We start from the raw sequence: 25,893 nt of genomic DNA, 5'->3' as shown, positions 1-25,893 counted from the left end.
CCACCACGCCGATCACGGCGTCACCATGCCGACAAACGGCCCAACGATGGTCGTCAATCACAGTGACGGCATCATCGGCATCGAAAGCGACGGACAACAAGCGGTATGCCACACGACCCATTACAGTTAGGTTCACTAGCTATTAGGTTGGCGAGCTGTCGAAGTCGAACGAAAAGGGCAGAAATGCGCACTTTCTTGACCATTGCAGCAGCGGCATCGGTCACGGCCGTCACATCGCTTATCCCTCAGAACATCGCGCTGACGGCTTCTGTTCGTACGCTTACCGGCTACACGAATCTGGGCACGTTGCACTGGAACATGCAGAAAATATTCCAGGGTGCCTTCTGCGAAGAGGCCTCTGGCAGTTCGTGTTCGACAATCCCCTACCCGGCCGGTGTGCCCGCTCTCAGCGAACCAGGCGGAGTGCTGGCGCTCAACTGGGTCATGAGATCGGCCAGTACTCCTACAACCGTACTGGCCTTCTCGCAAGGCGCGAGTGTTGCCTCACAATGGCTGCGGCAGAACGCTGGAAAGGAGGGCGCGCCGGATCCGAGCAAGGTGTCGTTCGTACTGGCAGCCAACCCGGAGCGCAAGTACGGCGGGATACGCCCCGACCTCGGTTTGAGGCCGGAGACCCCTGGCACGGATTACCCCGTCTTGGATGTTGCCGTCGAGTACGACGGCGCTGCTGATTTTCCGGACAATCCCCTCAATCTGGTGGCTCTCGCGAATGCTTATGCCGGTTTTGTCTTCATCCACGTCCCCGGCTACGAGAGGGTTGACCTGGAGGCTTCCGACAAACTCGTGTGGGTGGAGGGGAACACCACCTACGTACTGATACGCAGTGAGGACGTCCCACTTCTCGCGCCTCTGCGCATGGCTGGACTGAGCGGGCTCGCACACGTTCTCAACGGTCCCGTCAAAGTCGTCATCGATTCCGCATACGACCGTGACTATCCAAACCTTGTGGATCCAGCATCCGCGGATGCGGTGCTTCACCAGTTTCCGGCCCAATTCGGCCCGGCCGCCGATGAAAACCCTTCGCGTACCGATCTTTCCACATCGCTGTCTTCGAAGCTGCGTGTCAGTCTGAATGGCGCGGCCGACCCAGAGGTTCATCCTCGAGAACCAGCGCTCGACGAAGACGGTAGCAGAGCCGAGGAGTTTTCTGACGGTGCAAGCGGAGAGCAAGTAGACAGCCCGCCTTCACAACCGCGTAATCGCTACGCCCGTCAGCCCATTACAGACCTCAGCACGGGGGAGGATGGCGCACGTTCGTGGGCGACCTTTGGTCAGCCCAGCACCGCGGGTGCCGTTCCGAACGCCGAAGGAGACGTCGGCGAAAGCGCCGAAACCCCACTATCGGCGAGGGCATCAACCGAGGTGACCAGCAGAGATCGAATTCTCCCAAATCGCCTTGCTACGAGTGATGTCGCGGACAAGAGTCGTTCCGAAACCAGCGACCCAGCTGGCGGGCGGGCTGCCGGCAAACGCGGTGCCGGCCGCAGCGACGACTCGTCAGGCAGATCGTTCGGTCGGTCGTTTGCGCGTATGGGCTCGTCGTCTACGAGCCCGGGGACGAGCCCTTGAGGCTGCGCCTCGGGATCTCTGGGCCGGCTGCACCCATGCCTGGAAAGGCATCACCGATGTCGCTTGCCAGGGGGGGGAGGGCCCTGACCCCAACGGCAAGCGTCGCAAGAATGACGGCCTCGGTACTGACTGCTATACCCGACCAACCGGGGAGGGAAAGGGCGCAGGCCGCGGTCAGAGTTGGGGAGTCAGGTCGAATGACGTGATGGTCGACATCCGAGTGATCAGCCAGTCTCGGCCGTCGCGCTTCATCGTCAGCCGGTAGGACAGGTACCGCAGCGACGGAATGTTCTTGGTCACCGGGCTGGTCGCGACCGAGTTGGTGTACACCAGCGCGGTGGCCTCGGTCGGGACGCCGGCCGGGGACACGCTTTCCACGGCGGCACCCTTGACGTCGGTGGTGTTGGTGACCTTCGCCTGCTTGTTGGGTTCGATGATCGCATCGATGTATTTACGGTACTCGTCGGCGAAGTCTGGAGTGAGGTAACGCGATGCCCGGTTCGCCAACGCGGCCATGTCGTCTGGAGTGTAGGTCCACAGAGTGGTAATCGCGTTCGTGGCCGTGCGCGCGATGTCCAACTTCGTTTCCACCAACGCCCGCTGGGACAGGTACGGCTGCACCGCGGCGCCTGCGAACGCTGCCGCGGCTACGACGAGGACCGATGCTGAGATGACCGCAGCGATGAACCGCGAGCCCGCGGGCCGGTGCGGAACCAGCGTGACCTCTCCGGTGTTGGCCTCAGGCTGCTGGTCGGATGGTGGATTCGGTTCCGGCTCGGAGGCTTTCGCAGCACGCGCAGCTTTGCCGACGGGAGTCTTAAGCTGGCTGGCGGCCGGCACCGGTTCGGCGGGGTTCTGCTCGAGCGCCACGCTCTCGGAGCGCCGCCGGAAGAACCGTCGGCGGCGCGGCGTCGTCGGGGTGGCCTCGATGTTGTCGCCGCGCGCCGCGACGGCCTCGTCCAAGGCAGTCAGATCACCTGGATCAGGTTGCTGATCTTCCACTGCTCTCCTTCCCTGCTCGTCGTTACGATCCAACGACTTCCGCTTTCAATCGTGGACTTCCCGTCAGGCGTCTTCGAAGTCACCTTTGTCGCGATCAGGATGTCGGCGCTATTGTCGCCATTCCAGCGCTGCAGGCCCGCATCCAGCACCTCACCGGTAGTCGGCTCTGCGCGAGCTACCTGGATGAGTATGTCGTTCTCCTTCTGTTGGAAATTCTTTGCGAACTCACCGGTGGCCTGGGCAGCGATCCGGTCGGCATAAGCGTTGGCATTGAACGGGTCCAGCGTCATGTACATGGTCATGAACTCGCGGGCGTACCCTAAAGCCGCGGCTTCCTTCACCTCGTCCCGGCGATCAGACTCGTGTTCGACGAACATGAATACGCTGGCAGCGATCGCAGCTGCGGTCACCAGTGTCGCCGTAACCGTCACCAACGTCAGCCCCCAACGCCGCACTGGCCTCGGAGTCACCGTGAAGTAGTCGGTGGCGACGAAGTCGCCGTCGACCCTCCGCCTCGGACTCACTGTCCCGCCGCCTGATTCATGTGTGGTTTTTTCAGTACCGTGAGGTTGCCGACACGCCACTGACCGTCCGCCTTGCGGAAATCTACGCGTACCGTCGCCGTGATGAACTTCAGGTCCTTCGGATCGGTGCCACGCTGGCCTTGTAGCGCCACCAACATCGAGGCCTCATCCGGCGTCACGGGTGGGACCGGAAGCACGGCGCTCGAGACAGCCCAGTATTCGTTGCTGGCTGCGCCAGCGTCCTGCGCCGCACGCTGCTGCGCGATCAGCTGCGGCCGGTACCCGTCGGTGGTGAGCGCCTGCGCGCGGGCAAAATCCTGCTGTATCGACTCTGCGCTGTAGCTCAACATCTGTTCCACGATCCGCGGGCCTTGTTCGGCGATTTGCGCTGTGGCTTGACTCACTGCCCGTTCATGGGCGTACGTCGTGACGTATCCGAGGCTGGCCGTCCCTGCGCACAAGACCGTCGCCCCCATCAGGACACCGCCGACGAGGCGGTGGATATCGCGCGAGGGCCTCTCCACACGGCGCACCTCGGTGCGAACGAGAAGGTCGGCGAAGGTTCGTCGGCGCCGATCCCACAGCGGCCACAACCACCCGACGAAGAACGACAGCGTATCCAGCAAGTGCGCGAGCTCCCGCGCCGTCAGCCGCAGGATCCCGACCGGCTCTCCGGTGCGGCCCTGAACTGCCATCCCGATCAACGCGCGCCCCAGCGTCCAACCGGTAAGGCTGGGCAGAACCAGTCGGTGGACCATCAGCACGCACAGTGTCAGGCCGAAGAGCGTCGTGAACAGCCAGCGCGTCCACCCGTCGGTGGGCGCGGTGAGGGCCAGGAACGCTGTCGTCGTGGCCACGCCGGCACCCGGCAAGATGTCAATGCCGAGCGACAATGCCCGCGCAGGCCAGGACGGATTCGGAGGCTGCTGCAGGTTGGGCTCAGCCCTGTCGCTGACCCGAGTAAGCAGATCGGCCGTCAAGATGTGACCTGATCCAATCGCGAGATCTTGTACTTCCCGTCATCTGGAGACATTCGCACGCGAAGCCGGTAACCCTGCTCGCGGTCCTCTACCTCGGCATTCGCTACCTTGACCCGGACCGCTACGAGGAGGTCCATGGACCCGTCACCGTTGTGACGCTCGACCGCCGCGCGGATATCGGCCACCTGGACCGTCACGTTCGCCGCCTGGTATGCGTCCACGAGCACACTCGCGTAGAGCCCGGCTTGTACGCCGAAGTCGCCGGTTGAGCATTCGAGGATCTTCGACTGGCTAGCCGTCATGGCGGCCGTGTCCGGCGCCTGCGTGGCGGCCACACAATCTTTCGCCGCTGCCAGCGCGGCTTCGTCGTTCGAACTGATAACGGCTGCGGAGTCGTTCGCACGGTTCGCAAGGTAGCCGGCCACGCCCAGTCCGGCGGTCACGGCCAGCAGCAGGCCGACAAGTGCCGCGGCGGTGCCCCAACCTAGCCTGGACGGTCTGCGTCCCGCATCCTGGGCGTCGGTCCCGGTGTCGCGATCGATCGATGCTGCAGCTGCACGCGATTCGGCGTCTGAGGAGTTCAGCCGGCTGGTGCCAGCATCTCCTTCCATCCGTCGTCTCCTGGGTTGGTCGAGTTCGTGACATTGTATTTGATGCCGTCGGGTCCGACGACCTCGCCTCGAGTCGGACTGTATACGGCTTGGGAGCCCGGCAGGCTCGGTGCTGGAGTGTAGACGCACGGGTTGGGTTGCTGTCCACTGCACGACACCGAGCCCTGGCGGGGAGGCGTGATCGGGTCGCTCGTCACCATGTTGGAATTCCGTTCGGGAGGCGGCAGCTGGTCCGCCGGCAACGGGTTCATGCCGTTGTTGATCGTCGGCGCCGGCACGACCCGACCAGGATCAACGCCCTGGTCGCACCGCGCTCCGGGCGCTGGGCACGACAAGATCTGATTGGGATCCCCGTACCACGGGTTGGTGCCCTGTGGGACGTAGGGTTCGTTGCTGCGGCATTCCTTCGGCGAGGCCGCCCGCTTCCCGGGAACGTCGACGCATGGGTAGTTGCGGGCGCCGCGCACGACGTTGCCCTGGTAGTCCTTGGGGATCTTGCAGTAGAGCCCCGAGGGCAGGGGGGCGGTCGATGTGTCAGCCGGGGACCGCCATTCCGACGCGGGGAGAAATCCCGTCAGGCAGGGCGGGGGTTGGTTCAATGTCAGCGACAGGTCGAGACGTCCGCCGCTCGGATCGATACCGGAAGCCGTCTGCGCGGCCGCTGCAGCCTGAGGGAGGATGACCAAGGTCTGCTCGAGGCCCTTGTTGTAACGTTTGAGCATATCGGCGACGACTTCGACGTTGGCCAGAGTTTGGGGAAGTGTCTCGCGCACGTCGCCGAAGACCGCCGACACCTGGTCCAACGTGGGCGGCGCCTGCTGCAGACCGCTTCGAAGGGCGGCATCCTGCTGGGCGGACTGCGAGGCCAGCACATTCAAGTTGCGCGCCCACTGTTCGATGTTGTCACCCGAGCGCACCTGGCTGTCCAGGATGGGAGCCGAATGGGCGATGATGTCGTTCACTTGAGGCAGGTTGTCCTTGAAGCCCTGTGCGATGTTGGTGGTCGAGTCGACCAGACGCTGCAGGGCGGGACCGAGACCTCCGACCGCTTGCGACGTCTCGGTGAGCAGAGAATCGATTTTCTCCTTCGGTAGCACGGCCAGTCCCTGGTTCGCCGCGTCAAGAGCGGGTCCGACTTCGCTCGGGACGGAGCTGACCGTGATGGTCTGGCCTGGGGAGAAATACTGGCCCGTGTCCTCGGGAGAGACCAAGTCGAGATACTGTTCGCCGATCGCCGACACCGAATGCACATCGGCAGAGGAATTGACCGGGATCTTGACCGAGCTGTCGATGCGCATCGTCGCCTCCGCGCCGGATTCGGTCGGTTCCACGCTCGTTACTTTGCCGATCTGCGTGCCGCGGTAGGTGACATTCGCCGTCGGGTACAACCCTCCTGATCGCGGCAGCTGCGCTTTCAGTTCGTACTGACCCACGCCCACCAGACTGGGAAGGCGAAGGTAGTAGAGGCCGAGAACGCCCAACGCGACCAGGGTCAGGACGGTGAAGATCACGAGCTGGATGCGGACGAAGCGCGTCAACATTCTTCACTCCCCCCTCTCGACGAGTGGTCCGCCCGGCACGTCATGCGGGTTGGGTGTGAACCGGACGTCGGGAGTCGTCATCGTGTTCGGGTCGCGACCCCAGGCCTGTTCCAGTGCGCGCAACGCGCCCGAGAATCCGGTTCCCGTCAACAACTCGTTGTCCAGCGTGCTGAGCGTCAGATCGAAGTTCGCGGACAGGTTGATGTAGTCGCCCCGGATGACCTTCGGCACATTGTCGATGTTGAACGGCGCGGTCAGCAACAGACTCAACGCACCGATGACGTACGGCGAGGCTCTGCCGAGTTGCTTGAGCGGGCGTTGCAGATTCTTGAGGTTGGTGTTGAGATCCCCGCTCGCAGGAGCGAGCGCGTCGTCTGCGGCGCCGCTGATCCGTCCGAGCGCTTCGACAGCGTCGGCGAACAGGTCTCGGGTGTCGGCGAAATGTTTGATCAGCGGTGGGAATTCGGTCAGGACTCGGTCGAGAGTGTCGTTGCGTTGGGCGACGATCGACAGCAGCCGGTCGGTGGCGTCGATCGCCCGCGTGATGTCGTCCCGCTGCTGGTTCAGTTCGTCGGTGAAAACGTCGAGCCGGTTCAAGAACTCGCGAATCTGGTCGGCTCGGCCGTTCAGGATGTTGTTCACCTCGGTCTGGATGGTCTCCAAATTCTGGACACCGCCGCCGGTCAAGATCGTGGCGATGCTTGCGAGCACACGCTCGGTCGTCGGGAAGGCCTCGGCGTTCGCCAACGGTATCGTGCTGCCATTTCGAAGAGGTTCCGAAGAGGGGTTGGCGGGCGGATCGAGTTGCACGTGCTGCGAGCCGAGCAAGCTGGTCTGGCCGATTCGCGCGATGGCGTTGGCAGGTAGCTTCACGCTGGAGTCAAGATCCAACGTCAGGGTGGGCACCCAGTTCTTCAGTTCGATGGATCGCACCCGGCCGACGTAGACGTCGGCTACCCGGACCCTGCTGTTCACGTTGAGCGCGAGGGTGTCCGGCATTTGCACGTAGACGGTCATCGCTTTCGAACCGGTGCCCGGCCCCCCTGGAAGGGGGACGTTTGCGATGCCCTTCCACGATCCGCACGCGGTCATCATCAAAGCAAGCACAACGAGTGCGATCGCTCGACGGGCCACAGTCATAGCGCTGCGCCTCCTTCCGGCTCTTGATGCGCGTCGTCCGCGGGCCATGACTCACTCCCCCGCTTCGGCGGGAAGGAGCGGCCCTGCGGGCACCGGTGCTGGGGGCGCACTAGCAGCCGGGCCCGTGAATGCCGTCAACGGAGACCCACCGGCGTCCCCCGGAACGACTCCTGGAGCGGGTCCGGGTGGAGGTGCGGGCTGCGGGTACCACGGCGGCGGCAGAGGGTTGCGCTCATCGTAGGCGTTCGGCGGGCCGGGGAGGTTTCCTCCTGGCGGTGCGCCGAAGGCCGGTGGCGCACCGGGAATCGGCGCGTCGGGTCCGCCCATGAGCTCCGCCAGCGATTCGGGGGTCAGCATGTTCGCGGTGAACGGCTGAACGTCGACGCCCTGCATGCCGGGTGCAGTCACCCATCCGGGCTCGTGATTACCGTGAGAAAACAGGGTGTCGCGCGAGAAGATGCCCGGAACGGTCGTGTCCTTGTATCCGCCCGGTGGACGTAACCGGTCTTCGGAATACGCGATCTGCTTAGGCAGCGTCGCCGCCGTCGAGAACTGATTCAGCCCGAATGGCGGGAAGTTGAACTTGATCGCGTCGAGTATCGGACCCAGGTACTGGGCGCACAGTTCGGCCGACTCCTGGTACCCAAGCCGGCTACCGGCCTGTATGGCGCTGCACAGAAACTGCATGGGGTTGGCGAAGCTCGCGAAAGCTGCGACTTGATTGAGTGAGCCGTGCGCGGGCTGATAGATGTTCAGGAAGTTTGATCCGAGGTTGGGAAACACGTGCAACGCTGTTTCCAAACCGTCGCGCGGCTCCGGCTGCAAGATGGCGTTCGTGGCGTCAGCGAGGTTGTCGATATCCTTGACCAGCACCGAGCCGTTCTTGTCGATGAACTGGCGCGTTGTGGCCAAAAGCGTATCGAGGTCTTTGACCGCCGTGGCCAGTTCTTGGTCGGTGTTGGTGAACGCGTTGGTGAATTTCGCGAGATCCGTGTTCAATGCCACGAACTGTTGGTCGCTCTTGTAGAGCGCGTTGACGAACAACGCCAGGCTTTTGACCACGCTGAAGAGGTCGCCGCGGCCCTCGTTCAGCGCGAAGAGAGCCTCGGATAGTCCGGTGAGGGTGTCGTTGAGCTGCTTTCCCTTGCCCGCGAACCCATCCGCGGCCGATTCGATGATGTCACCGAAGGGCCCTTTCGGTTGCTCTGGAGTCGGACCGAGGTCGGTCAGAATGCGGTTGATGGAGTCACGCAGCTCGTCGTACTCGACGGGTACCTGTGTCCGATCTATCGGGATCACAGCGTCGTTGCCGAGTACCGGGCCGCCGGTGTACGGCGGCGAGAGCTGGATGGTGCGAGACGCCACCAGGCTCGGGTTCAGGATCGATGCTGTCGCGTTGGCTGGCACGCTGTACTTGTTCTCGTAGTGGAAGGTCACCTTCATTTGGTTTCCGGCAGGTTCGATCTTGTCGATCGACCCCACCCGGACGCCCATGATCTGCACTTTGTCGCCTGGATACAAGGCCAGTGTCTGGGAGAAGTACGCCACGACGGTGTTCGTCGTGAGCCGCTTGTAGAGGTTCCATCCGAGGAATGCCCCGACGATCGCGATGACCAGTACAGCGATCCCAACGACGAGCGCCGTCCGCGAAACCCCGGGCACCCGGAGGTTTCGCACATTGAAAATGGTCGACATGGCCTAGCCTCCTCAGCCTTGCGAACCCGGCGGAAGGAACGGCGGGTTGCCGGGTAGTACCGGTTGGCCCGCCGGCGCAGGTTGCGGTCCGGGCCCGGGAGGCGGCGGTGGCCCGTTCAGTGCGGGAGGCAGCGGAGCTATCCCCGGCGTGAAGTCCGGCGGCGACGGTTGCGGGGCCACCGGCACGGTCCGCGCGCCGGGCGGGCCGGGTGCCAGAGGCGCCGCGACACCCGGCACAGTGGGCGACAGTCGGCCAGGGATCGCCGCCGCGGGCACCCCGGGAGACGGTTGCGAGCCATGGGGGTTAGGCGCCGAGGTCGCAACCTCGGGTGCGCCGTAGTTCGGACCGAACGGGTTGCCGCCGAACGGTCCGACATTCAGATTCGCGCAGGGCAGCGGATTACCCGGACTGGGCAGGCCATCCGCCGGCGGAGTGTACGAGCATGGCGAACCCGGGGGCACCGCCGGGCCGGGATGTTCGGGTGTCCCCTCCAGCGGCGTGGGCGCCGGCGGCGGCGCACCATTCGGGAACCCGACGCCGTTGGGGTCCGGGAAGCGGAAGGCAGGCAGTCCCGCGTTGCGCCAGAATTCCTCAGGGTCGATGCCCCGCTTCTTGAACGCCGCATCGACGAACGGCTGCAGAATCTGGTAGGGGACCAGGTTGACGAGCAATACTTTGAAGTAGGGCCCTGACGCTACGGCTTCCCCCAGCGCTGCGGTGAACTTGCCCAACACGGACAGCGTATCGGCTAAGTCGAACTTACGTTCAACAAGTGTGTCGCTGATCGTGCGGAGTTGTTCGAGCACCCGGTTCAAATTCGGGTTGTCGTCGATGAACCCCTTCACTTGCTCGGAGAACGCCGAGACGCGCTCGAGCAGAGCGTTGACCGCAGCGCTCCTCTCGTTGATCGCTGCCAGCAGAGTTTGCGCGTTGACGAGGAGACGGTTGATCTGCTCGCTTCGATTGCCCAGAACGCCGGCGACCTTGTTCGCGTTCGCGAGGAGCTTCCTCACCTGGTCGTCGCGTTTGCCGATGGTGTCAGAGAATCGGGCGACGCCATCGAGGGCTGCGCTCAAGTGTGGAGAGGTCTGGTCGATCGTCTCCGATAGGACATTCAGCGAGCGCTTCACCGTCTGGGTGTCCCATCCCGACGATGCTTTCGTGACGTCGAAGAACGCATCATAAATCTGGTAGGGCGTGGTCGTCTGACCGAGAGGTAGCACGTCGTTGGCGCGTAAAGGCGTGGTCCCGCGAGGCTCTATCTCCAGATTACGGCGACCGAGGATGGTGTCGGTGCGAATCGCGGCACGGCTCTGGGCGCCGATCTCGGTTCCGCCGAGCGAGTACCCGATGAGCACCTTGTCGCCGTCGATTCGCATCGACCTCACCAGCCCGACATCGACCCCGGCGATCCGCACCTTGTCACCGGGGTTCAGCCCTCCGGTATCCGAGAACTGCGCATAGTAGGTCGGCGTCGCGAACAACATCGGCACGCTGGCGAAGCTTTGTCCCACCCCGATGACGATGACCAGGAGAATGACGCCCATCAACCCGCTGCGGACTCGATTAGATCCTTCGAGGGCTCTCACTTCGGCGTGCACCTACCCGACGGCTGCGACGTCACCTTCACGGTGCGCACCGGGCCCCCCGGCTGAAGGCCGTTGAGCCGCAACGTGATGTCGCAGAGATAGAAGTTGAAGAAGTCGCCGTAGATGCCGCCCGTACGCCCGATGATCTTCAGCGCGGAGGGCAACTTGACGAGCAGGTCGTTCAACCGATCCCGCTGTTCCACCAACGGTTGTTGAACTGTCTCCAGATGCCCCACCGTGCTCTGCAACAGCGGACGATTATCCGCCAACAGCTCCGAAATGGTCCCCGCAGCATCGCTGATGTCGGCCACCGACTTCGCGATCGGATCGGCGCGATTCTTCAACCCCGTGATCAGCGCCTCGAAGTTCTTCACCGTGTCGTCGAACTGCTGCTGATGCTTGACCGTCGTGGCCAGCACGGTATTCAAATTGGTGATGACCTGCCCGATCGCCTGGTCGCGGTCAGCGAGCGCCGATGTCAGAGAAGCAGTTTGATCGAGGATGTCGTTGATGGTTCCGCCCTGCCCCTGGAAGACCGTGATGATGGACTGCGCGATGTTGTTGACTTTCTCGGGATCCAGGGATTGAAATACCGGCCGGAATCCGCCGATCAGCGCATCGAGGTCGAGCGCCGGTTCCGTCCGTTCGATCGGGATCGTCCCGCCGGCCTCCAGTCGCTTGTTGCTCTGCCCTCGTTTGAGGTCCATGTAACGATCGCCGATCAGGTTGAGGTACCGGATCGAGGCGGTTGTCTCGTCGAACAGTTCCAGCGACCGGTCGACGCTGAAGTCGACACGTACTTTCGAGCCGCCCTGTATCAATTCGACTTTCGAGACCTTGCCGACCTCGACACCCGAGGCACGGACGAACTGACCGGGTCGCAGACCGCTCGCATTGGAGAAGATCGCGCTGTAGCCGTTGGTGCGGTCGAAACGCACTTGCCCGAACACCACGATGATGACGGCAGTGAACAGAAGAAGCACCAGGGAGAAGGCGCCGAGTTTGATCGAAGTACCGAGAATCCTCATGGGTTGATCGTGTTCTCCCCTACCTGGCGTCCCCAGATGTATTCGATCGCAAGTGGTTGCCCCAGTTCAAAGTGGTTGTAGGGCGCACCACTCGCGCCGGTGTCCATCACCAACATCGGAGCCGGCCACAGGTCCCGGGTGATCGACTGCCAGCAACCGGGACGGCCCTCCGGTCCGCCGCGGGCATTCACCCGCGGCAGGTTATCGGGATACACGTACGGATTCTGGGCACCGGAGATCGACGTACTCGATTTCAGAGAAAACCCGTTGCCTCCCAGGGAGGCCGCGACTTTCGGCGCGATGTCGTGGAGATTGCGAATTGTGCAGAAGAGTGCCGGGCTGTTCCGGTCGAGCACTTCGGTGGTCGGAACGAGATCCTGCGCGCCGCGGACCAGATAGGGACCGCCCCGTTCGAAGATGTCACCACCGGTGTTGCCGAAACCCACAGCGGCCATCAGCGCCTGATCGACGTTCGCGCGCTGCTCGTGGAAGGTCCGCGCGGTGATCACGGCGTTGTTCAATCCGTCGAAGAGGTCCGGCGCCGCATCGGCGTACACCTCGCCGAGGTCGGCGAGCAGGCGGTTGTCGCGGCGGATCTGCGGCATCTGCGGGTTGATCTCACCGAGTATCTGGTTTCCGTTGACGAGCGACTGCCCGAATCGATCGCCGAGGCCATCAAGGGCCTGTGCCGTGGCAGTGAGTGTCTGGTTCAGCTTGATGGGATCGACCTGGCGCGCCACGGCCACAACAGTTTCGAACAACGTATTGAACTCTGTCGTCACATTCGTGACGTCGATGACATCCGATGTGGAGATCCGCTGCGGCGCCGGCCTCTTCGGGCTGGTGAAAGACACGTATTTGTTGCCGAAAACCGTGGAGGCGCTGATCGATGCATCAACGTTTTTCGGGATGAGATCGATGTACTTCGGCTCCACGTCCAGGATGATCTTGGCTTTGGGTTCGTCGCCGACGCTGACTTGCTCGACCTCGCCGACGCGCCCTATCTCGACACCGTTGTAGGTCACCTTGGCGCCGGGGTCCATCGACAACCCGGAGCGAGCGGCCATCATGGTCAACTGCGTGCGGGGCAGAAAGTCACCCCGGAATTGTAGGAAGACCAGCACGAGCACGACGATGGTCAACAGGGCCAGCAGCAGACCGGCCAACTTGTACGGGGGCTGCCGCTTGGAGTTCATGGGTGCCGTCATCGCATTACACCGTCAGGTTGAAGTTCGGGTCGACACCGTAGAGCGCCAACGAGGCGAACAGGACCACACACACGATCGCGATCAGCGAGGCCCGCATCGAGCGGCCCACGGCCTCACCGACGCCGACCGGACCGCCGCTGGCGTAGAAGCCGTAGTAACAGTGGTTGAGCATGACAATGACCGAGATGATCACGGCCTGGACGAACGACCAGAACACGTCGTCGGGCCGCAGGAACGTCCGGAAGTAATGCTCGTAGGTACCGGTCGACTGCCCATAGAAAATCGTCGTGGTCGCCTGTGCCGACAGGAAGCTCATGATGATGGCCATCGCGTACAACGGAATGATCACGATGAAGCCGGCCATAATCCGCGTCGACACCAGATAGGAGATCGACTTGATGCCCATCACCTCGAGCGCATCGATCTCCTCGCTGATCCGCATGGCGCCCAACTCGGCGGTGGCGCCGGCACCCACCGTGGCGGCCAGCGCCTGGCCGGCAACCACCGGCGCGGCGATCCGCACATTGATCAGCGCGGCGAAGAAACCGGTGAACGCCTCGACGCCGATGTTGCCCAGGGACGCGAAGCCTTGGATGGCCACCAGCGACGAACCCGACAGTGTGACGAAACCGACGATGGCGACGGTACCGCCCACGACGGCCATCGCACCGGTGCCCATGCCGATCTCGGCGATCAGCCGCAGCGTCTCCTTGCGGTAGTACCGCAGCGCGTGGCCGATGGAGCCGATCGCGATGACGACGAACCAGGCGACGTGGCCCATCGATTCCAGGCCGCGAGCCGGCGCGCCCGCCACCTTCTCGGCGGTCGCGACACCGCGGGGGAACCGGGAGCGCAGGACGGCGGCGGTCGACATGTCAGCTCCCCGTTCCGAAGCGGACACCGATGGTGGTCAGCACGACGTTGACCGCGAACAGCGCGATGACGCACAACACCAGCGTCTCGTTCACCGCGGTTCCGACGCCCTTGGCGCCGCCGGCCACCGTCAGACCGCGATAGCAGCCGACCAGGCCGGCGATCAGACCGAAGGTAAGGGCCTTGACCAGCGAGATGAGCACCTCGGGCAGCCCGGTCACCAGCGTCAGGGTGGAGACATAGGAGCCCGCCGAGACGTTCTGCAGGTACACGCCGAAGATGAAGCCGCCGACCAGGCCGATGGTGATGACCGCGCCGTTGAGCAGCATCGCGACGAAGGTGGAGGCGACCACCCGGGGTGCCACCAGCCGGTGGATCGGGTCGATGCCGAGCACCTCGAGGGCGTCGATCTCCTCGCGGATCGTCCGGGCGCCGAGGTCGGCGCAGATGGCGGTGGACCCGGCGCCGGCCACGACGAGCACCGTCACCAGCGGCCCCAACTGGGTCACGGCGGCCAGTGCGGCTCCCGCTCCGGAGATGTCGGCGGCGCCGAACTCGGTGAGCAGGATGTTCAGCGTGAAGATCAGCAGCACGGTGAGCGGGATCGACACCGCCACGGTGGGCAGGAAGGCGACCCGCAGCAGGAACCAGCTCTGCAGGACGAACTCGCGCCACTGGAACGGCCGCGGGAGGGCCTTGCCGACGAGCACGCACATCCGCACGAAGCCGCCGACGGCTTCCAGAGCCGGCCTGGTCTGATCGCGCACGTAGCCCGTCAGGTTCGATGGGGTCGTCAACGGCAGGCTCCCGCGACGATCCTGTCACTGGCGTAGCGCACCGGCAGCACGTGTCGCACGCTCCCTTCCAGTCCCAACCCCTGGTCGTGTGAGAACCGCCTCCCTACCTGCCGGTAGCAAGTCGGACCACAGGACTGTACCCGATGGGGTGTGCCCTTTGTACCGCATCGGCGCGATTGTCACCTCAACCGTTAGAAAAACAGCCTGGCATCCGGCTAATCCCGTTGGGGCCCAGCCGAAACCGTTGGCGGAGCGGAACTTTCGCGGGCGTCAAAGAGTTCGCCGCCGCCGAAGCGGATTCTCAGTTCCGTCTTGACGACCTTGCCCGCGGGGTTTCTGGGCAGTGCGTCGATGATCTCGAGCACCTTCGGATGCTTGTACCGCGCCAGCCTGGCGGTCAGGAACTCTTCGAGGTCGGCAAGCTGGATCGCGGCCTCAGCCGCGGCTCCCAGCGAACTCCGCACGACGACCACAGCAACGGGGACCTCGCCCCACTTCTCGTGCGCGCGACCGATCACGGCGACCTCCACGATGTCGGGATGGGCGGCCAGGACGTTCTCCACCTCGGCGCAGTAGATGTTCTCGCCGCCGGAGATGATCATGTCCTTCTTACGATCGACGACCCAGATATAACCCTCCTCGTCCTGACGGACGAGGTCGCCCGAGTGGAACCACCCACCGTGGAAGGCTTCGGCCGTCGCCTCGGGGTTGTTCCAGTACCCGGCCATCAGCGTGGGCGCCCGGTACACGATCTCGCCGGCCTGGCCCACCGGCACGTCGTTCATCTCGTCGTCGACGATGCGCGCCGAGACCGTCGGGACGACCTTGCCGACCGAACCGAGCTTGCGCAGCGCGTCCTCGCCCAACAGCATGCACGTGACCGGCGACATCTCGGTCTGCCCGAACGCGGCCAGGATCTGCGCGCCGGGGAAGGTCTCGGCCATCTCCCGCAGCAGCGTGTCGGACGCGGGTGCGGCGCCCCACGACAGCACGCGCAGCTTGAGGTTGCGCCGGTTGGCGCGCTGCACGGCGCACACCGCCTGCCACTGCGCCGGCACGAGGAAGATCCCCGTCACCTTCTCGGCCGCCAGCACGTCGAGCAATTCGTCCGGGTCGAACGCACCGAGCGGGTAGAGCACGGTCGGCCGGCCCAGAAGCAGTCCGAAGGTGGTGTTGCCGATGCCCGCGATGTGGAACAGCGGCACCCCGATGAACCCGATGTCGTGGTTGATGTCGGCACCGTTGGTGAACAGGTGCGTCATCGCCTGACCGCTCAGGTTGTTGTGGGTGAGCACCGCGCCCTTGGGCTTGCCGGTGGTGCCCGAGGTGTACATGATCAGCGCCGGCGAGTCGTCGGGGATGTCCACCACGGGACATGGCGCGTCCTCGGCCAGCAGATCCTCGTAGCCGAGGACCCCGATATCCCCGTCCTCGGTGGCGCCGCCGGCCACGACGACCGTGCCCAGCGTGGCGTCGAGGTCACGGACGGCGGTCGCGACCTTCGCCAGCACGGGCTCGGTGATGACGACACCGGCCTGGCAGTCGGACACCAGGAATGCGATGTCCGGCGGCGTCATCCGGAAGTTCACCGGCACCGCGATCGCACCGAGTTTGTTGATCGCCAGGGTGGCCTCGATGAACTCCGGGCGGTTGAGCATCAGGATGAGCACGCGGTCGCCGAAATCCACGCCGCGCCGGTGCAGCGCCCCGGCGAGCGCGGTGACCCGGCGTTCGAGTTCACCCCAGGTGGTCGTCTTTCCGAGATACCTCAGCGCGGTGGCGCCAGGTTGCATGAGGGCGTGCCGGGAAAGCTGGTTGGTCCAGTTCTGGCGACGGGCGAGATACGGCTGCTCGAGAGTCAACGTCGGCTGCTCCATCTGCTGGGTTGCGGCTGGTTGATATTTGATCAAGCATGAAGTTGCCTCGGTCACACTATGGCCCCGGCGGTGTCGGGACAACCCGTCGCCCATACGGCCGGAAGGGGACGGACGAGATGAACGCCCCGACCGGGACGCCCCTCGCCGGAGCGTTGCGCCGGGAGCAGTTGTCCGACGAAGTGGTCTCCCGCCTGCGCGCCGAGATCATGACCGGCGTCCTGCGCCCCGATACGTTCATCCGCCTCGACGAGACCGCTGCCCGGCTGGGGGTCAGCATCACCCCGGTGCGGGAAGCCCTGCGGACGTTGCGCGGCGAGGGAATGGTCGAGCTCGAACCCCATCGCGGACACCGGGTGGTGCCGCTGTCACGGAACGACATCGAGGACATCTTCTGGCTTCAGTCGACGATCGCCCAGGAACTGGCGGTCACCGCCGCCCGGCGCATCACCGACGCACAGATCGACGAACTCGAGGTGCTCAACGCGGCGCTGGCTTCGGCTGTCGAGCGGCAGGAACCCGAGGCGATCGCGCTGGCGGAGTTCGCGTTCCACCGCGCGTTCAACCGGGCCTCGGGGCGGATCAAGCTGGCGTGGTTTCTGTTGCACGCCGCGCGCTATCTGCCCCCGCAGCTGTTCGCGACGGACCCCACGTGGGGCGCGACCGCGGTGGCCAGCCACGAGAAGCTGATCGCGGCGCTGCGCCGCCGCGACGTCGCGACCGTCGTCGACCTGACCGAGGGGCAGTTCACCGACGGCCTCGCGCGGCTGCTCGCCTGGCTGGGCCAGGTCGGGCTGTGGAGGTGAGCCCGGCTACGTGGCTCCGAGGTGCTCGGCACGACTCTTGAGGTTGTCGGCGAGGTAGTCCAGCGTGTCGCCGATCGCCTTCTTCACCATCGGCTTGGGCAGCGACAGCTTCGTCTCGACGTCGAGGTCCACCGTCAGCAGCGACGTCGGTCCCATCGGCACCACCGAGAACCGCTGCTCCTGCTTGTCGAAGTGGTCGCCCTGCTGCAGCACCGTGTAGATCTGGTTCTCGCCGGGGTAGTAGACCGCCGTGATGAACGTGCCCGCCTGGCCCTGCACCACGACGTCGAGCCGCAACTGGCTCGGGCGCCCGTCGTCGTAGTGGGCCAGCACCCAGCAGCCCTTGATCTCCTCGTTCCAGTGCGGGTAGCTCTCGAAGTCGGCGACGATCGCCATGATCGACTCGGCGGAGGCCGCGACCTCGACTGTCTTACTCACCAGCGGCATTGGCTGAGCATAGCGATCGGCGCGGGCGCCTCATGCCGCCGTCGCGATGCCCTCCCTGCGCAGCGCCGACACCACGAGCGCGCGCAGCCGCCGGGCCACCTCGAACTGCTTGCCGGGCAGCGTGCGCGCCACCATCCGCATGTTGACGGTGTCGACCTGGATGCTCTCCACACCCATCAACTGCGGCTCGTCGAGCAACAGTTCGGGCAACGTGTCGTCCTCCATCGCAGCCGCGGAAACGCCGCGCAGTACCTCGTTGACGTGGGTGATGTCGGCCGAGGCGGGCACCGGGATGTCGACCACGGCGCGGGCCCAATCCTTGGACAGATTCAAGGATTTGGCGATCATCCCGTTCGGGATCGTGTACACCTCACCCTCGCTCGTGCGCAACGTCGTGACCCGCAACGTGACGGACTCGACCGTCCCCGTCGCCGTCCCGCCGGTGGACACCGTCAACTCCACCAGATCGCCGAAGCCGTACTGCTTTTCGGTGATCACGAAGAATCCGCTGAGCAGGTCCGCGACGAGCCGCTGCGCCCCGAAACCGAGTGCGGCGCCGATCACCGCGACCGGTGCGACGAGTGAGCCCACGGGCAGGCTGAGTCGACCCGCGATGTCGATGGCCACGCCGATGTACATCAGGCCGATCGCCACCGAGGAGATCACCGATGCGACGGCCTGACGGTGCTTGACCCGCTCGGAGCGGACCGTCGGGTCGCGGTCGTCGGCCTCGGCGAGGCGCCGGCCGAGGCGTGCGGCGCCCCACCGGATCGCCCGGGTGGCCAGGATCGCGAACATCACCACCAGGGCGATGTGCAGGCCCGTGGTGAGGAACCGGTGGCCCAGGGCGGCCGTCATCCCCTCGTCGAGGACGGCGGCAACAGCGCCAGCGCGGTGACGTACCCCTGCCGTGGCGCGGCCGCCGGGTAGCCCGCCCGCAGGAACGCCTGCACCTTGGTCAGGATTCGAGACGGCTTCATGGCGCGGTTAGGCACCCGCTGCGCGCCGTCATGAAACCTGCGTCAGCCAGCGAGTTCGGCCCGCAGGTCGCGGGCGTTGCGCACGGCGTTGCCGCCGAGGTCGTTGTTGAAGTACACGAGGACGTCGCGGCCCTGATCGACCCACTCGCGGATTCGCTCCGCCCACCACCGCAGGTCGTCGGGACTGTAGGAGCCGCCGTACATCGCGCCCGGGTCGGGGCCGTGCAGCCGCACGTACACGAACCGCGCCGTCGCCTTGAGGATGCACGGCAGGCCGGCTCCGCTCATGACGACGTATGCGGCGCCGTGCTTTTCGAGGATCTCGTAAGCGCTCGGCGCATCCCAGGAGGGGTGGCGGAACTCCACGGCGACCGGGATGGCCGGCGGCGTCGCGCGGAGGAAATGTTCGAGCAGGGCCTCGTCGCGCTCCAGCGTCGGCGGCAGCTGCACGAGCACCGGACCCGCCCGGTCGCCGAGTTGCGCAAGCCCGCGTTCCAGGCGTTCGACCCACACCTCCGGCGAGCGCAGCCGGCGGGCGTGGGTGAGACCCCGTGCGGCCTTGACCGCCATCACGAACCCCGGCGGCAGCTGGTCACGCCACCGTGCGAACCAGGCGTCGGGCGGCCAGCGGTAGAAGCTTCCGTTGAGCTCGACGGTGTCGAATTCGGCGGCGTAGCGCTCCAGCCGGCGCGCCGCAGGCAGCCCGCGTTCGTAGAGGACACCGATCCAGTGGTTGTAGGACCACCCGGAGGTGCCGATGCGGACCGTCACGTCAGCCGGGGTACCCGCGTTTGAGGATCCGGGCAACGGCAATCGCTACAGGCGTGCCCGAGTACCGACACCTGTTGCAGGAGCTGCTGCTGGCCTACGGGCCCTGCGGGCAGGAGGAGGCGGTCCGCGACGTCTGCCTGCGCGAGCTGGACCCGGTCGTCGACGAGACGTGGGTGGATCCCGCGGGCAACCTGATCGGCGTCATCCGGGGCGGCGACGAGCCTCCGGTGCGGGTGATGGTGCACATGGACGAGCTGTCCATGCTGGTCAAGCGCGTGGAATCCGACGGCACGCTGCACCTGACCCCGCTGGGCACGATGTACCCGGCGAACTTCGGGCTGGGCCCGGTCGCCGTGCTGGGGCAGCGCAAGACCCTGTGCGGGGTGCTGGCGCTGGGCTCGGAACACACCACGCCGGAGAGTCCCCGCATCTGGGCCAGAAAACCCGATCAGGGTGACAAGGCGCTGGATTGGCCGGACGTCTACGTGTTCACGGGGCTCACCCTCGAGGAACTGAGCCATGCAGGGGTCGGTCCGGGTACCCGGGTCTGCGTCGACCGCAGCAAGCGCACGCTGATCGACGTCGGCAACGACTACCTCGGCTGCTACTTCATGGACGACCGGGCGCCGATGACCGCGCTGCTGTGCTGCGCCCGCACTCTGCACGCCGGCCCGGCCCCGTCGGGCGACGTGTACTTCGTGTTCACGACGAACGAGGAGATCGGCGGCGTCGGCGGCGGATACGCCAGCCGCACCCTGCCCGGCGAACTCACCCTCGCCCTCGAGGTGGGACCCACCGAGCCGGAGTACGACAAGACGGTCGGCGGCGGCCCGATCGTCGCCTACAGCGACGCGCTGTGTGTCTACGACAAGTCTGTGGCCGACCGGCTCATGGACATGGCCGACGAACTGGGCCTCGCGCCCCAGGCGGCGGTGCTCGGCGCCTTCGAATCCGATGCTTCGCACGCCAAGGCAAGTGCGCTGACGCCCAAGGCGGCGCTGCTGTGCCTGCCGACGCTGAGCACCCACGGATACGAGGTCATCGCCGTGGATGCGATCCCCGCAATGGCGGCGGTGCTGACCGGATTCCTGCGGGACCCCTGGCGCCGTGGGTCAGGGGCGTGACCCTGCATCGGCCTCGATGCCGAGCGGCGACGTCTCCCGCACCGCCTCGTCGCGGATCAGACCGCGCAGCAGGGCGGTGCTGAACTCGACCGCGATCTCCTGCGCGGTACGCCTGCCGTGCGGACGCAACCAGCGGTAGGAGCCGAGGGTCATCCCGATGTAGCCAAGGGCGAGCACGTGCGAGTCGCAGTCGTAGAACTCGCCGCTGGCGATCCCGCGGTCGATCACGTCGCGGACGTGTTCGTAGACCTGCGTCTCCTTCTCCCTGATGTAGGCGACCTGCTCCTCGGTGAACCACTCGGTGATGTAGGGCCCCTCCTGGAAGTACACGGCGGCACGCTCGATGTCGCTGGCGATGCCGACGAGCAGACGCCGGGTGAAGTGGTAGATGGTCTCCCGCGCCGACGCCGCCGGATCGTCGTGCAGCGCGTCGACGGTGAAGTCGGCGGCTCCCTTGTAGATGTCGTAGAGGATCAGCGCCTTGCTGGCGTAGTAGTGGTAGACCGTCGCCTTGTTCAGCCCGACCGCGTCTGCGACGTCATCCATGCGGGTGCCGTGGTAACCGCGCGCGGCGAACAGCTTGGTCGCAACGGCCAACAGCTCCTCACGGCGGGACATCCCGTTGGTCGTGACGGTTTCAGACATGGCGACTCACTTTAGGCAGGGCCCGGACCGCGCTGGATGATCTCGGGGTCGACTAACTGGTTGGTGCAGTCTAAGCCGTTGCCATGTCGCCTCGGGCCGAGCAGGTCTAGACTCCTCCCAGAGCCGGCATGCAGGCGAGAGGTGGAACGTGGACCCGAACCCGGATTACGACGCAAGCGACGAACTGGAGTACGGCATCAACTGGTTCGCCTGGATTCTGCGCGGGGTGTATCCGCCGCCGGCCTATCCGCCGGTCTGATCACCCTTCTCACTGCCGCGCGCGAACCAACGTTCGGGCGCGAGAGTGCGGGTGCGTTGCGCGAGAGTGCGGGTGCGTTGCACCGTGGCGTCGATCTCGGTGCCCAGCCGTTGCGCCGCCACCGCCAGCCGTTCGCGAAGCTCCGTGCGCCAGTCCCGCGGTTCCACTGGTTCCCGGTCGCGGGGCCATTCGATCGGCGGTTCCGGGACCGCGACCAGTCGCGTCGGTAGCGGCCGGCTGTCCTCGCCGTAGCACTCGCCGCACTTGCGGCAGCGCACCTCGTAGCGCATCCCGTTGGACCCGCCCGCGCCGGACCTTGTCTCGATGAAGACGTAGTCCGCCACCGAGACGCATCGCGGGCATCTCGCGAGCCCACGTTCGACCACCATGCTCATGGGAGACATCGTGCGGCTCCCACGCCGCATGGCGCACCGGCGCAGGAATCTCGATGCACGATCGGTGCCGTTTCGAGATATGCCATCACCACGTCAGCACGGGCTTGACGACCTCTCCCGAGTGCTGCCGTGCGAGCGCGTCGGCGACGTCGGCGTGCGGGCGCCCGGTGGTGTCCAGCGCTGCCAGCACACCGGCCAAACCGACTGCGCCCGCGCCGAATACCGCCAGAGCACTGTCGGGGCGGGGGCGCAGGACGTTGAGTACCGCACCCGCGCCGGTCTGGAACCCGCATCCGAGCGGTGCGGCGATCACCGGGTCGGTTCCTGGGTCCACCACGACCGTGTTGTCCTCATGGGCCAATGCGTAACCGGCGAGGCTGGACTGGCCGAAGAACCCGTCGAGCACAGGCACACCGCCGACGGTCACCCGCGGCGTGCCGTCTGCGCGGGCACCGAAGTGATTCAGGCGGGCCGCTTTTCGGCAGTAGGCGGGTCGCTGGACCCGGCAGTTCGCGCACGTGCCGCAGTGCCGGAACGACAGCACCACGCGGTCACCGGGCTGGACCGACCGGATCTGGACACCGACGGCCTCGACGACACCGGCACCCTCGTGACCGAGCAGCACCGGACGATCGCGGTCACCCGCGCCACGATTGACCAGATCGGTGTGGCAGACACCGGACGCCTCGATGCGGACCAGGATCTCGTCCTGGCGCGGATCGTCGACGTCGACGTCGGCGACCACGAACGGGTCCTGTGGCCCGTAGGACAACACCGCGGAGGTGGCAGGCATGTGCGTAACCGTAACGCCCGCTTGACGCCCGTCAACTCGCGCGTTTCAGCAACCGGCCGTCCGTTACACGGCGACGCCAAGACGTCACGTCCATCGAGGTGGCATGCCATACGGCGCGCTCGGGGGCCGGGCGAACTCTTACACTGACGTATTCCACCCGTCCAACGACGAGTTGTGTCGGGGCGTCGTCGAGCGCCCGACCGCACCGTGAGCGAAGTCAAGATCGGATCGAAATCGATGATCATCGGGATACCGACAGAGTCCCTGCCTGGCGAGACGCGCGTTGCCGCCACCCCGCAGACGGTCGGGCAGCTCATCAAGCTGGGCTACGAGGTAGTCGTGGAGGCCGGGGCGGGCACCGCGGCCAGCTTCTCCGATGCGGCGTTCACCGAGGCGGGCGCCGACGCCGGATCCGCCGAGCAGGCCTGGTCGGCAGATGTGGTGCTCAAGGTCAACGCCCCCGACAGCGCCGAGATCGCCGCCCTGCGTGACGGCGCGACCCTGGTCGGCCTGATCTCGCCTGCGCTGAAGCCCGAACTCGTCGAGGAACTGTCCTCGCGGCCGATCACGGTGCTCGCGATGGACGCGGTGCCGCGCATCTCCAGGGCGCAGTCGCTGGACGTGTTGTCGTCGATGGCGAACATCGCCGGTTATCGCGCCGTGGTCGAGGCGGCCCACCGGTTCGGCCGGTTCTTCACCGGACAGGTGACCGCGGCCGGGAAGGTGCCGCCGGCCAAGGTGCTGGTCGTCGGCGCAGGCGTTGCCGGCCTGGCCGCGATCGGCGCGGCAGGCAGCATGGGCGCCATCGTGCGTGCCACCGATCCCCGGCCCGAGGTCGCCGATCAGGTCAAGTCCCTCGGCGGGGAATACCTGTCCGTCGATCCTGCGGCGGCGGAGGTGTCGGCCACCGGCTACGCCAAGGAGATGGACGACGACTACAAGGTCCGCGAGTCGGCGCTGTACGCCGAGCAGGCCAAGGACGTCGACATCATCATCACGACCGCGCTGATCCCCGGAAGGCCCGCGCCGCGGATCATCACGGCCGACATGGTGGCATCGATGAAGTCCGGCAGCGTGATCGTCGACATGGCGGCGGCCAACGGCGGCAACGTCGAGGGCACCGTCAAGGACCAGGCCGTCGTCACCGACAACGGGGTGACCATCCTCGGCTACACCGACCTGGCCGGCCGACTGCCCGCCACGGCATCGCAGCTGTACGGCACGAACCTGGTCAACCTGCTGAAGTTGCTGACCCCCGAGAAGGACGGACAGCTCACCCTGGATTTCGACGATGTGGTGCAGCGCTCGGTGACCGTGGTTCGCGACGGTGAGGTCACGTGGCCGCCACCACCGGTGCAGGTGTCCGCCGCCCCAGCGGCTACCGCCGTCGCGCCGGTCGAGGCGAAACCGGCCAAGAAGCCCATGACGACCGGGCGCCGCCTGGGGGTGACCTTCACCGTCGCGGCGGCACTGTTCGCCCTGATCGCGCTCTCGCCGTCCGCACTCCAGTTTCACCTGATGGTCTTCGCGCTGGCGATCGTCATCGGCTACTACGTGATCGGCAACGTCCATCACGCGCTGCACACCCCGCTGATGTCGGTGACCAACGCGATCTCGGGGATCATCGTCGTCGGCGCGCTGCTGCAGATCGGGCACGGCGACAACATCATCACCGGGATCGCATTCGTGGCGATCCTGCTCGCCAGCATCAACGTCTTCGGCGGCTTCGCGGTGACGCGTCGCATGTTGTCCATGTTCTCGAGGAGCTAGAACGATGTTCACGCTAGAAACCACCGCAACCGCGGCGTACGTCGTCGCGGCCGTGCTGTTCATCCTGGCGCTGGCCGGGTTGTCCAAGCACGAAACATCCAAGGCCGGTAGCAGTTTCGGCATCGCCGGGATGGCAGTCGCGCTGATCGCGACCATCGCGCTGGCGCTCGCCCGCCACATCGAACCCCTGGGTCTGGCGCTGCTGATCGTCGCCATGGTCATCGGTGCGGTGATCGGGCTGTGGCGAGCGAAGATCGTCGAGATGACGGGTATGCCCGAACTGATCGCGCTGCTGCACTCGTTCGTCGGCCTGGCCGCCGTTCTGGTCGGCTGGAACGGCTACCTGCACGCCGAAGCGGACCCCACCGGCGCCGAAGCCATGCAACTCGCCCAGGACGGGATGCTCGGCATCCACTCTGCCGAGGTGTTCATCGGGGTCTTCATCGGCGCCGTGACGTTCACCGGCTCGGTGGTCGCCAACCTGAAGCTCTCGGCGCGGATGAAGTCGGCGCCGATGATGCTGCCGGGCAAGAACATTCTCAACGTCGGCGCGCTGGTGGTCTTCTTCGCGCTCACGGTCTGGTTCGTGATCGACCCGACGCTGTGGCTGCTGGTGGTGGTCACCGTGCTGGCGCTGCTGCTCGGCTGGCATCTGGTGGCCTCGATCGGCGGCGGCGACATGCCGGTCGTGGTGTCGATGCTCAACAGCTATTCCGGCTGGGCCGCAGCGGCTTCCGGCTTCCTGCTGGGCAACGACCTGCTGATCATCACCGGCGCGCTGGTCGGCTCGTCCGGTGCCTACCTGTCCTACATCATGTGCAAGGCGATGAACCGGTCGTTCATCTCGGTCATCGCCGGCGGCTTCGGGTTGGAAAGTTCGGGCGGCGGGTCCGAAATCGACTACGGCGAGCATCGCGAGATCACCGCCGACGGCGCCGCCGAACTGCTCAGCTCGGCCAGTTCGGTGATCATCACCCCCGGCTACGGGATGGCCGTCGCCCAGGCTCAGTACGGGGTGGCGGACCTGACCCGCAAGCTGCGCGAACGCGGCGTCGACGTCCGCTTCGGCATCCACCCCGTCGCGGGACGCCTGCCCGGCCACATGAACGTGCTGCTGGCCGAGGCCAAGGTGCCCTACGACATCGTCCTCGAGATGGACGAGATCAACGACGACTTCGACGGCACCTCCGTCGTGCTGGTCATCGGCGCCAACGACACCGTCAACCCGGCGGCGTCGGAGGATCCCAGCAGCCCGATCGCAGGCATGCCGGTGCTGACGGTGTGGAACGCCGACCACGTCATCGTGTTCAAACGGTCCATGGCCTCGGGCTACGCCGGCGTGCAGAACCCGCTGTTCTTCCGGGAGAACACCCAGATGCTGTTCGGCGACGCCAAGGACCGGGTGGACGCGATCAACGCGGCGCTGTCGGTCGGCGAAAAGGTCTAGGAC

25 protein-coding genes and 1 pseudogene are annotated in these 25,893 nt (G+C 65.6%); 6 read left to right on the top strand and 20 right to left on the bottom strand.

The genetic code is table 11. The features are described from left to right. The first annotated feature begins 183 nt into the window (after positions 1–183). On the top strand, positions 184–1,590 hold the full coding sequence (locus H7I57_RS17055) for a PE-PPE domain-containing protein (protein WP_264024831.1): 1,407 nt from the start codon (positions 184–186) through the stop codon (positions 1,588–1,590). 174 nt (positions 1,591–1,764) lie between these two features. Here the strand turns inward: H7I57_RS17055 and H7I57_RS17050 are convergent, their stop codons facing one another. The 13 genes from H7I57_RS17050 to fadD5 form a co-directional block, all read right to left on the bottom strand. Beyond that, the gene (locus H7I57_RS17050) at positions 1,765–2,592 is read right to left on the bottom strand and encodes a mammalian cell entry protein (RefSeq protein ID WP_372510247.1); all 828 of its coding nucleotides are present in this window, start codon (positions 2,590–2,592) and stop codon (positions 1,765–1,767) included. Continuing rightward, a complete protein-coding gene (locus tag H7I57_RS17045) occupies positions 2,559–3,116 on the bottom strand; it encodes an Rv1363c family protein (protein ID WP_264024829.1) in 558 nt (185 codons plus the stop codon). The genes H7I57_RS17050 and H7I57_RS17045 overlap by 34 nt, the downstream gene beginning before the upstream one ends. Beyond that, positions 3,113–4,096, bottom strand: a complete 984-nt coding sequence (locus H7I57_RS17040) for an RDD family protein (RefSeq protein ID WP_308204373.1) — start codon at positions 4,094–4,096, stop codon at positions 3,113–3,115. The genes H7I57_RS17045 and H7I57_RS17040 overlap by 4 nt, the downstream gene beginning before the upstream one ends. Then, the gene (locus tag H7I57_RS17035) at positions 4,093–4,707 is read right to left on the bottom strand and encodes an Rv1363c family protein (protein ID WP_264024828.1); all 615 of its coding nucleotides are present in this window, start codon (positions 4,705–4,707) and stop codon (positions 4,093–4,095) included. The genes H7I57_RS17040 and H7I57_RS17035 overlap by 4 nt, the downstream gene beginning before the upstream one ends. Further along, the gene (locus H7I57_RS17030) at positions 4,677–6,248 is read right to left on the bottom strand and encodes a virulence factor Mce family protein (protein WP_264024826.1); all 1,572 of its coding nucleotides are present in this window, start codon (positions 6,246–6,248) and stop codon (positions 4,677–4,679) included. The genes H7I57_RS17035 and H7I57_RS17030 overlap by 31 nt, the downstream gene beginning before the upstream one ends. A 3-nt stretch (positions 6,249–6,251) precedes the next feature. Then, positions 6,252–7,388 (bottom strand): virulence factor Mce family protein, encoded by a 1,137-nt coding sequence (locus tag H7I57_RS17025; RefSeq protein WP_264024825.1) that lies wholly within the window; start codon positions 7,386–7,388, stop codon positions 6,252–6,254. A 51-nt stretch (positions 7,389–7,439) separates the two neighbouring features. Next, positions 7,440–9,083, bottom strand: a complete 1,644-nt coding sequence (locus H7I57_RS17020) for a virulence factor Mce family protein (protein WP_264024824.1) — start codon at positions 9,081–9,083, stop codon at positions 7,440–7,442. Positions 9,084–9,095: 12 nt separating this feature from the next. Beyond that, positions 9,096–10,673, bottom strand: coding sequence for a virulence factor Mce family protein (locus H7I57_RS17015; RefSeq protein WP_264024823.1), 1,578 nt, complete (start codon positions 10,671–10,673; stop codon positions 9,096–9,098). Beyond that, positions 10,670–11,701, bottom strand: coding sequence for a virulence factor Mce family protein (locus H7I57_RS17010; protein WP_264024822.1), 1,032 nt, complete (start codon positions 11,699–11,701; stop codon positions 10,670–10,672). Before H7I57_RS17010 ends, H7I57_RS17015 begins: the two co-directional genes overlap by 4 nt. Further along, positions 11,698–12,909 carry an MCE family protein gene (locus tag H7I57_RS17005; RefSeq protein ID WP_264024820.1) on the bottom strand — a complete coding sequence of 404 codons (1,212 nt, stop codon included), beginning with the start codon at positions 12,907–12,909 and terminating at the stop codon, positions 11,698–11,700. Before H7I57_RS17005 ends, H7I57_RS17010 begins: the two co-directional genes overlap by 4 nt. Before the next feature lie 4 nt (positions 12,910–12,913). Then, positions 12,914–13,783 (bottom strand): MlaE family ABC transporter permease, encoded by an 870-nt coding sequence (locus tag H7I57_RS17000; RefSeq protein WP_264024819.1) that lies wholly within the window; start codon positions 13,781–13,783, stop codon positions 12,914–12,916. Between the two features lies 1 nt (position 13,784). After that, positions 13,785–14,579: an MlaE family ABC transporter permease gene (locus H7I57_RS16995; RefSeq protein ID WP_264024818.1), complete on the bottom strand. Its 795-nt coding sequence runs from the start codon at positions 14,577–14,579 to the stop codon at positions 13,785–13,787. Between the two features lie 215 nt (positions 14,580–14,794). Next, on the bottom strand, positions 14,795–16,456 hold the full coding sequence (fadD5, locus tag H7I57_RS16990; RefSeq protein WP_264024835.1) for a fatty-acid--CoA ligase FadD5: 1,662 nt from the start codon (positions 16,454–16,456) through the stop codon (positions 14,795–14,797). A 116-nt stretch (positions 16,457–16,572) separates the two neighbouring features. Between fadD5 and H7I57_RS16985 the strand changes: the two genes are divergently transcribed. Further along, positions 16,573–17,259, top strand: a complete 687-nt coding sequence (locus tag H7I57_RS16985; RefSeq protein ID WP_264024817.1) for a GntR family transcriptional regulator — start codon at positions 16,573–16,575, stop codon at positions 17,257–17,259. Positions 17,260–17,265: 6 nt separating this feature from the next. Here H7I57_RS16985 and H7I57_RS16980 read toward each other — a convergent pair whose 3' ends face one another. Genes H7I57_RS16980 through H7I57_RS16965 form a run of 4 tightly spaced genes read right to left on the bottom strand, consistent with a single transcriptional unit; the run spans position 17,266 to position 19,457 of the window. Continuing rightward, the gene (locus tag H7I57_RS16980) at positions 17,266–17,706 is read right to left on the bottom strand and encodes an SRPBCC family protein (RefSeq protein WP_264024816.1); all 441 of its coding nucleotides are present in this window, start codon (positions 17,704–17,706) and stop codon (positions 17,266–17,268) included. Between the two features lie 30 nt (positions 17,707–17,736). Further along, positions 17,737–18,564, bottom strand: coding sequence for a mechanosensitive ion channel family protein (locus H7I57_RS16975; RefSeq protein WP_264024814.1), 828 nt, complete (start codon positions 18,562–18,564; stop codon positions 17,737–17,739). After that, positions 18,561–18,686 carry a DUF3349 domain-containing protein gene (locus tag H7I57_RS16970; RefSeq protein ID WP_264024813.1) on the bottom strand — a complete coding sequence of 42 codons (126 nt, stop codon included), beginning with the start codon at positions 18,684–18,686 and terminating at the stop codon, positions 18,561–18,563. Before H7I57_RS16970 ends, H7I57_RS16975 begins: the two co-directional genes overlap by 4 nt. Before the next feature lie 42 nt (positions 18,687–18,728). After that, a complete protein-coding gene (locus tag H7I57_RS16965; protein ID WP_264024812.1) occupies positions 18,729–19,457 on the bottom strand; it encodes a DUF72 domain-containing protein in 729 nt (242 codons plus the stop codon). A gap of 53 nt (positions 19,458–19,510) precedes the next feature. Here H7I57_RS16965 and H7I57_RS16960 point away from each other — a divergent pair, with 53 nt between their 5' ends. Next, positions 19,511–20,581, top strand: a complete 1,071-nt coding sequence (locus H7I57_RS16960) for a M42 family metallopeptidase (RefSeq protein ID WP_264024810.1) — start codon at positions 19,511–19,513, stop codon at positions 20,579–20,581. Here the strand turns inward: H7I57_RS16960 and H7I57_RS16955 are convergent. Continuing rightward, positions 20,570–21,226 (bottom strand): TetR/AcrR family transcriptional regulator, encoded by a 657-nt coding sequence (locus H7I57_RS16955; RefSeq protein WP_264024809.1) that lies wholly within the window; start codon positions 21,224–21,226, stop codon positions 20,570–20,572. The two genes, H7I57_RS16960 and H7I57_RS16955, sit on opposite strands and share 12 nt — an antisense overlap. 151 nt (positions 21,227–21,377) lie before the next feature. On the opposite strand from H7I57_RS16955, the pseudogene H7I57_RS16950 reads away from it, so the two are divergent. After that, positions 21,378–21,485, top strand: a pseudogene (locus H7I57_RS16950) (CAP domain-containing protein); the annotation flags it as partial. Here H7I57_RS16950 and H7I57_RS16945 read toward each other — a convergent pair. Next, entirely contained in the window at positions 21,470–21,880 is a 411-nt protein-coding gene (locus H7I57_RS16945) for a hypothetical protein (RefSeq protein ID WP_264024808.1), read from the bottom strand. The pseudogene H7I57_RS16950 and the gene H7I57_RS16945 sit on opposite strands and share 16 nt — an antisense overlap. Before the next feature lie 85 nt (positions 21,881–21,965). Next, positions 21,966–22,673 carry an alcohol dehydrogenase catalytic domain-containing protein gene (locus H7I57_RS16940; protein ID WP_264024806.1) on the bottom strand — a complete coding sequence of 236 codons (708 nt, stop codon included), beginning with the start codon at positions 22,671–22,673 and terminating at the stop codon, positions 21,966–21,968. A 237-nt stretch (positions 22,674–22,910) separates the two neighbouring features. Here H7I57_RS16940 and H7I57_RS16935 point away from each other — a divergent pair, with 237 nt between their 5' ends. Continuing rightward, positions 22,911–24,443: a Re/Si-specific NAD(P)(+) transhydrogenase subunit alpha gene (locus tag H7I57_RS16935; RefSeq protein ID WP_264024834.1), complete on the top strand. Its 1,533-nt coding sequence runs from the start codon at positions 22,911–22,913 to the stop codon at positions 24,441–24,443. Between the two features lie 4 nt (positions 24,444–24,447). Continuing rightward, positions 24,448–25,890 carry a Re/Si-specific NAD(P)(+) transhydrogenase subunit beta gene (pntB, locus tag H7I57_RS16930; RefSeq protein ID WP_264024805.1) on the top strand — a complete coding sequence of 481 codons (1,443 nt, stop codon included), beginning with the start codon at positions 24,448–24,450 and terminating at the stop codon, positions 25,888–25,890. Positions 25,891–25,893 lie beyond the last annotated feature (3 nt).

Origin of the sequence: Mycolicibacterium pyrenivorans, from assembly GCF_025821625.1 — a bacterium.
GTDB lineage: Bacteria > Actinomycetota > Actinomycetes > Mycobacteriales > Mycobacteriaceae > Mycobacterium > Mycobacterium pyrenivorans.
This window is presented reverse-complemented; position numbering and strand designations above follow the sequence as displayed.

Coding starts and splice junctions, on each gene's coding strand:
- H7I57_RS16940 (WP_264024806.1), bottom strand. CDS start 22,673: ATGCCTGCCACCTCCGCGGTGTTGTCCTACGGGCCACAGGACCCGTTC.
- H7I57_RS16975 (WP_264024814.1), bottom strand. CDS start 18,564: ATGACGGCCGCCCTGGGCCACCGGTTCCTCACCACGGGCCTGCACATC.
- H7I57_RS16985 (WP_264024817.1), top strand. CDS start 16,573: ATGAACGCCCCGACCGGGACGCCCCTCGCCGGAGCGTTGCGCCGGGAG.
- H7I57_RS16945 (WP_264024808.1), bottom strand. CDS start 21,880: ATGAGCATGGTGGTCGAACGTGGGCTCGCGAGATGCCCGCGATGCGTC.
- pntB (WP_264024805.1), top strand. CDS start 24,448: ATGTTCACGCTAGAAACCACCGCAACCGCGGCGTACGTCGTCGCGGCC.
- H7I57_RS17055 (WP_264024831.1), top strand. CDS start 184: ATGCGCACTTTCTTGACCATTGCAGCAGCGGCATCGGTCACGGCCGTC.
- H7I57_RS16935 (WP_264024834.1), top strand. CDS start 22,911: ATGATCATCGGGATACCGACAGAGTCCCTGCCTGGCGAGACGCGCGTT.
- H7I57_RS16955 (WP_264024809.1), bottom strand. CDS start 21,226: ATGTCTGAAACCGTCACGACCAACGGGATGTCCCGCCGTGAGGAGCTG.
- H7I57_RS17035 (WP_264024828.1), bottom strand. CDS start 4,707: ATGGAAGGAGATGCTGGCACCAGCCGGCTGAACTCCTCAGACGCCGAA.
- H7I57_RS17025 (WP_264024825.1), bottom strand. CDS start 7,388: ATGACTGTGGCCCGTCGAGCGATCGCACTCGTTGTGCTTGCTTTGATG.
- H7I57_RS17010 (WP_264024822.1), bottom strand. CDS start 11,701: ATGAGGATTCTCGGTACTTCGATCAAACTCGGCGCCTTCTCCCTGGTG.
- H7I57_RS16980 (WP_264024816.1), bottom strand. CDS start 17,706: ATGCCGCTGGTGAGTAAGACAGTCGAGGTCGCGGCCTCCGCCGAGTCG.
- H7I57_RS17030 (WP_264024826.1), bottom strand. CDS start 6,248: ATGTTGACGCGCTTCGTCCGCATCCAGCTCGTGATCTTCACCGTCCTG.
- H7I57_RS17020 (WP_264024824.1), bottom strand. CDS start 9,083: ATGTCGACCATTTTCAATGTGCGAAACCTCCGGGTGCCCGGGGTTTCG.
- fadD5 (WP_264024835.1), bottom strand. CDS start 16,456: ATGGAGCAGCCGACGTTGACTCTCGAGCAGCCGTATCTCGCCCGTCGC.
- H7I57_RS17005 (WP_264024820.1), bottom strand. CDS start 12,909: ATGACGGCACCCATGAACTCCAAGCGGCAGCCCCCGTACAAGTTGGCC.
- H7I57_RS16970 (WP_264024813.1), bottom strand. CDS start 18,686: ATGAAGCCGTCTCGAATCCTGACCAAGGTGCAGGCGTTCCTGCGGGCG.
- H7I57_RS17000 (WP_264024819.1), bottom strand. CDS start 13,783: ATGTCGACCGCCGCCGTCCTGCGCTCCCGGTTCCCCCGCGGTGTCGCG.